This is a genomic window from Streptomyces sp. NPDC051320 (assembly GCF_040682175.1).
Classification (GTDB): domain Bacteria; phylum Actinomycetota; class Actinomycetes; order Streptomycetales; family Streptomycetaceae; genus Streptomyces.
Window position 1 is genome coordinate 1 of sequence record NZ_JBFBAL010000044.1, and the last position, 5,582, is coordinate 5,582.

Sequence of the window (5,582 nt, forward strand, 5' to 3'; positions counted from 1 at the left end):
CAACATCTCGAAGCGTGAAGAACGGCCGTCTCCGCTGTCCCGGGAAGAACCGCAGATCAGCAGGTCGAGTGACCTGCGATGTTAAACGCCAAGCTGAGAAGCTGTTGCTCAACCCCTGCTGGATCAGCTGGCGGCGTCCTGTGCGTGCGATCGCAAGGCGGCGGGATGCCCTCAATGGGGGTCCTCCCTGGCCTTTAAGGCCTTGGGGGAGGAGCTATCAGGGCATTTCGCCAACGCGGCATGGGGGTCCCCCTTGCCTCCGCCCGGGTCCCCTGACACATGATCGCTGGATTGGAAGCGCGTCTCAGCCTGGGGCGTGGAACTGATGCCCGGAGGGGAACATTGAGCAAGCATGTGCGCTCGCGCGTCTCGGCGTACGCGATCGCTACCGCGCAGGACCAACTACTGTTGACCCAACTCTCAGGCGTATCACCGGTCTTTGCGCCTGGGCTGTGGCATCTGCCCGGCGGGGGGATCGATCCGGGCGAGCAACCGGTCGACGCGCTGGCACGTGAACTGCACGAGGAGACCGGCCTTGAGCTCCTTGACGCCCGACTGGTGGACGCGCGAACGTATGCAGCCCACCGACTCGGGGTGAGCTGGCACCTGGTGGGACTCTTCTACCTCGTCGATCTCAAGCCCGGCTCGCTCGTGGTCACCAAAGCTAACGAGTCCACCTGCGCAGTCACCTGGATGCCCATGTCCAGCCTGGACGATTCGGTGCTGTCCCCAGCAGCGATCGACGGCCTTGGGATGATCAACGCGCGAAACCGGACCGCACCCACTCACCTACCTGAGCAGTCACGTGACCTGGACGTTTAGCCTTCGACGACCGGAGGTTAAACAAGCTGAGGCTCACGCTCCGTACGGCCGCACCGCCTTGGCTTCCCGGAGCGCCCGCCCCCACCAGACGAGCTGGTCGAGCATCGTCTTGGCAGCCGCGTCGGGCGCCGTCGGGTCCTTGTGCGTGCCGTCCTCGTCGAAGTGGCCGTGCGCGTTGTGGAAGCTGACCGTGTCCCGGACGGTGACGGTATGCATCTCGGCGAAGACCTGCCGCAACTGCTCGACGGCCCGCAGACCGCCGGACATCCCGCCGTACGACACGAAGCCGACCGGCTTCGCCTGCCACTGGGTGAAGTGCCAGTCGATGAGGCTCTTGAGGGAGGCGGGGAACGAGTGGTTGTACTCGGGGGTGAGCACGACAAAGGCGTCGGCCGCTTCCAGACGGGGCGAGACCCGGCCGAGGACCTCCCGCACCTCGGGCGAGGGCTCGTGGGAGAGGGCCGTCGGCAGATCGGTCTCGGCCAGGTCGATCACCTGGACGGAGAGGTCGGCGCGCTGCCGTGCGCGGGAGAGGAACCAGTCGGCGACGGTGGGGCCGAAGCGGCCGGCGCGGTTGCTGGCGATGATGACGGCGAGGTTCAGAGGGCTCTTGTTGAGGTCCATGGGGAGAGCGTCATACATCAAGCAGGGTTGAGGTCAAGCCGTCACCGCGCGCCTACCCGCTCCCGCACCACCATGCCCATCGGCAAGCCCCTGTACGTGCCCGCATCGTTCGACTTCGACTTCGGCACCAGCGACTTCGGCGCACCGCCAGAGGCAGCGACGCGCTGACTCGTACGGTGCACTCATGCACATAGAGATCGACGGCCGCCCCGTCACCGACGCGTCCCTGCGCACACCCGCCTTCGTCAACTACGGCCATTACACCGCGATGCAGGTCAGAAACGGACGGGTGCGCGGTCTCGGACTGCACCTCGACCGGCTGGACTCCGCGACGCGCGAGCTGTTCGGCTCGGGGCTGGACGGCGAGCACGTACGGGAACTCGTCCGGCACGCACTGGACGGCGCGGGCGTACGGGACGCCGCGACCCGGGTGTACGTACACCGGCCGGACGGCGACGAGAACGCGACCGTGATCGTCACCGTGCGGCCGCCCGCGGTGATGCCCGAGACTCCGCAGAGCCTGATGTCCGTTCCGTACGAGCGGCCCGTGCCTCACATCAAACACCTGGGCGGCTTCGGCCAGATCTACTACGGCAAGGCCGCGCAGCGCGCCGGCTTCGACAGTGCGCTGCTCACCGGCCCCGGTGGCGTGATCACGGAGGGTGCGGCCACCAACATCGCCTTCTGGGACGGCACTTCGGTCGCATGGCCGGACGCGCCCGCACTCCTCGGCACCACGATGGCACTGGTCGAACCCCTGCTGCCGTCGGTGCGGCGCCGGGTGACCCTGAATGACCTGCCCTCGTACCGGGCGGCCTTCGTCACCAACTCGCAGGGCACCGCCCCGGTGCACCGGATCGATGACACCGAGTTCGCGGTGGACGCGGAGCTGATGAAGACGGTGGCGGGGGTGTACGACGCGGTGCCCTGGGACGAGATCTGAGCAAGCACGGGCACGCCACAGGTCCGGAAGACGAGTGCGGCCCGCCTCGCCACCACCGGGGACGGAGCGGTGACGCCTCAGGGCGTGGGGGCCGACTGTGCGGCCTCCCAGGCGAACCCGTCCGGGTCGGTGAAAATCCCGGCATCGCCGCCGATGGCGAGCCGGTGCGATCCGCTGCCGTCCGGGGAGACGCCCACGTCCTTGGCAAGGGCGCGGCGCCGGTACAGCGCCAGCTTGAGCGGACTCGACCCGGTAGCGAACTCGACGTACATGCGGCCGAAGCTCTTCGCCACGGTGAGGCCTTGGTCGACGTAGAACCGCTTGCTCGCGGTCACGTCCGCGACTCCCAGCAGGAGCACGATCTCGTCGACGCGCCGAGTGGCAGGGCCGGTGTCCTTCTTCGCCGAGGTCGCGACCTTCCAGATGGTCCCGTCCGGGGCTTGTACGACACCGCCGTAGCCCCACAGCGACTTCCCGGCAGGCTTCAGCGGTGTGGCCCCGGCGTCCAGGGCGGAGTCGATGAGGCTGTTGACGGTGGCCGGCTGGGACACCGTGAGGGACAGGGTGAACCCGCGGAAGCCGGCCGTGGGTGCCTCGGAGGCCCGCAGGCGAAGCTGCGTGTCCAAGCCGAAGGCGGCGCTGTAGAAGTGTTGGGCGGCCGTGGGGTCGGCCACGTCGAGAGTGACGGATTCGATGGATGCCATGACGATCACGCTAGGCGCACTCCGCGGCCCGCGCTTCTCGAATCCTGACCGATCCGGCCGATGCCGTCCAGGCCGCGTTCCGGGGACCCTTCCACAGCTCAAAGGGTGCCCTGTGATTCACGTGGTCTGCCGGCGCACGGCCGAGATCAGCCCGCCGGGCCCTTCCTCCCGCTGCGGCGGTGTGCTGCTCGGACGGCCGTAGGCGGCAGCACGCTCGCGCAAGGTGTATGTCCTGGCCTCCCAGCCGTGCCCGGCCAGCCAGCCGACCGGGTCCTCGGGCATCTCCGAGACCCACAGGGACACCGCCGATCCCGGCCCGGCGTGCGCGCCGAAGCGTTCGATCGCCCCGCGCGTGCCCAGCGTCAGGCCCATCCGGCTGCCGGGTGCGGAGTGCGCGCCGATCCGGGCCAGCAGCAGCTCCACCGCGTCTTCGGGCAGGTAGATCAGCAGCCCCTCGGCGATCCACACCGTCGGCAGCGCCGGGTCGTGCCCGGCAGCGACCAACGCCCCGGGCCAGTCCTCGCGCAGATCCACCGGGACGGTGATCCGCTCACAGCGCGCGACGGCCCGCTCCTGACGCAACACCGAAGCCTTGAAACTCAGCGGCTCGGCGGTGTCGACCTCGAACAGCCTGGTGCCCTCGGCCCAGTCCATCCGGAAGGCCCGGCTGTCCATGCCCGCGCCGAGCAGCACGACCTGCCGGATGCCGGCCGCGGAGGCCTGCTTCAACAGGTCGTCGAGGAACTTCGTCCTGATGACGATGGAGAACGCCACGCCCAGCCGGTACCGCCGGGCGGCCTCGTCACCGTTCGGCAGCAGGGCCGAGTCCGGCCCGCGCCCGCCGGCGGTGGCGAAGGCCCGCGCCAGCGGGTCCTGGAACAGCGCGTCCTCCCGCTCGGTCTCCCGGGCCCGCACCCGGGCCACCCCGACCGCCGTGGCCCACACTCCGGACGGTTGCTCCCGCCCCCACTCATCAGTCACCGCAGCAGCCTAGCGAGACACGGCGGGAACGCGCTCGGTAGGTCGTGCCACCGTCCTCCTCACAACCCGGCGGAGCTCGTCCACCGGACGAAGATGTCCCTGCGCCGAGCCGCGCACCGATGTCGAATCTGTCCGAGCGCGTGACCGCCTTCCGCGCCGGCCGCCGCCATCGAGGAGGAGGGGTGGGACCCGACCTCGATGGCGGCGACCTGGCCGGCATCGCCTACCGTCTGCTGCCGGTCTGACGGCGCGGCCTCACTTCAGGTGCCGGGCGAAGAACCCGGCCGCGTCCTCCCCTGCGAACTGCGGGACGCCCGTGTGCCCGCCCATATTGGCGTGCAGCGTCTTCTCCTTGGAGCCGAAGGCGTCGAAAAGGTCCAGGGCCGCCTGGCGGTCGTTCCGTTCGTCGTCCCACTGCAGCAGGACATGCAGCGGAATGGTGACCCGGCGGGCCTCCTCGAACATGGCGGCGGGCACGAGACTCCCGGCGAAGAGGCCGGCGGCCACGATGCGCGGCTCGACCACCGCCAACCGGATGCCGATGGAGATCACTCCCCCCGAGTACCCGACCGGGCCGCCGATTTCAGGCAGCGAGAGAAGGGCGTCCAGGGCGGCCTGCCATTCCGGGACCGACTTCTCGACGAGCGGGAGGACGAGGGCGTCGATGATCTCGTCGCCGACCGGCTCGCCGGCCTCCATAGCCCGGCGCAGGTCGGCGCGTGCCTGCTCGGTGGCGGCCGAGCGGGGCCGGTCACCGCTCCCGGGGAGCTCGATGGTGGCCGCGGCGAAGCCCTCAGCCGCGGCCTGCCGAGCCCGGGACAACAGGCGGGGGTGCATCGTGTGCAGTCCGAGCGGGGGGAGGCCGAGCAGGATCAGCGGGACCGGCGCGGATGCGGATGCGGACGCGGGCGTCCACAGGATGCCGGGGACCTCGCCGAGGGTGAATTCGCGTTCGACGACGCCGTCGTCGAGGCGTTGTTCAGAAGTGAATTGCATGGTCGTGCCTTTCGGGAGCGCTCTGGAACGGCGCTCCCGGACGACCTACCGCCCGACCGTGACCCCGGAGGGGAGCACCCATGTCGATACTGCGTTCACGGGTACCACCTCCTCGTTCTCTCGCACGGCCTCCGGAAAGGTAGCAGCGGTCGCCGTGGTTCGCCACCGGTTTTTTTGCGGAGGAAACTGCGCGACGCCGGACGCACCCGTGCCCCCATGTCCAACGCCTGGGCCGGCTCTGTCCTTACTCGGTCCAGGGACGGAGTTTCTCCGGGTTGCGGATTGCCCAGATGCGAGTGATGCGGGCGCTGGTGGGATGCCGTCAACGGGTTCGGACCAGGCTCCGGAGTCTGCTGACGTGGGCTTGGATGTGGTGGTCGACGGCGGGTCGGTCGTGTGTGGCTGGGCGTTGGGTAACGAGGTCTTGGGTGGCTGGGCGTTGGGTGGCTCGGTAGCAGGGGTGGCACAGGCCGTGCGGGAGTGCTTCGGGTGGGCCGGGGGTGCCGCATTCG

The 5,582-nt window shown here is 69.5% G+C and carries 7 protein-coding genes; 3 read left to right on the forward strand and 4 right to left on the reverse strand.

Annotated elements, in window-relative coordinates; translation table 11 throughout:
* Positions 1-342 precede the first annotated feature (342 nt).
* Positions 343-822, forward strand: coding sequence for an NUDIX domain-containing protein (locus tag AB0M87_RS33200; protein ID WP_365859606.1), 480 nt, complete (start codon positions 343-345; stop codon positions 820-822).
* 33 nt (positions 823-855) lie between these two features.
* On the opposite strand, the gene AB0M87_RS33205 is transcribed toward AB0M87_RS33200, so the two are convergent.
* On the reverse strand, positions 856-1,446 hold the full coding sequence (locus tag AB0M87_RS33205) for an NAD(P)H-dependent oxidoreductase (RefSeq protein ID WP_365859608.1): 591 nt from the start codon (positions 1,444-1,446) through the stop codon (positions 856-858).
* Between the two features lie 184 nt (positions 1,447-1,630).
* Here AB0M87_RS33205 and AB0M87_RS33210 point away from each other — a divergent pair, with 184 nt between their 5' ends.
* On the forward strand, positions 1,631-2,389 hold the full coding sequence (locus tag AB0M87_RS33210) for an aminotransferase class IV family protein (RefSeq protein WP_365859610.1): 759 nt from the start codon (positions 1,631-1,633) through the stop codon (positions 2,387-2,389).
* Between the two features lie 77 nt (positions 2,390-2,466).
* On the opposite strand, the gene AB0M87_RS33215 is transcribed toward AB0M87_RS33210, so the two are convergent.
* Both AB0M87_RS33215 and AB0M87_RS33220 read right to left on the reverse strand, forming a co-directional pair.
* Positions 2,467-3,093 carry a glyoxalase gene (locus AB0M87_RS33215; RefSeq protein WP_365859612.1) on the reverse strand — a complete coding sequence of 209 codons (627 nt, stop codon included), beginning with the start codon at positions 3,091-3,093 and terminating at the stop codon, positions 2,467-2,469.
* 117 nt (positions 3,094-3,210) lie between these two features.
* The gene (locus tag AB0M87_RS33220; protein WP_365859618.1) at positions 3,211-4,038 is read right to left on the reverse strand and encodes a class I SAM-dependent methyltransferase; all 828 of its coding nucleotides are present in this window, start codon (positions 4,036-4,038) and stop codon (positions 3,211-3,213) included.
* A 155-nt stretch (positions 4,039-4,193) separates the two neighbouring features.
* On the opposite strand from AB0M87_RS33220, the gene AB0M87_RS33225 reads away from it, so the two are divergent.
* Complete coding sequence (locus AB0M87_RS33225) at positions 4,194-4,319, forward strand: hypothetical protein (protein ID WP_365859614.1); 126 nt, start codon at positions 4,194-4,196, stop codon at positions 4,317-4,319.
* A 10-nt stretch (positions 4,320-4,329) separates the two neighbouring features.
* Here AB0M87_RS33225 and AB0M87_RS33230 read toward each other — a convergent pair whose 3' ends face one another.
* Positions 4,330-5,070, reverse strand: a complete 741-nt coding sequence (locus tag AB0M87_RS33230; protein WP_365859616.1) for an alpha/beta hydrolase — start codon at positions 5,068-5,070, stop codon at positions 4,330-4,332.
* Positions 5,071-5,582: the final 512 nt, after the last annotated feature.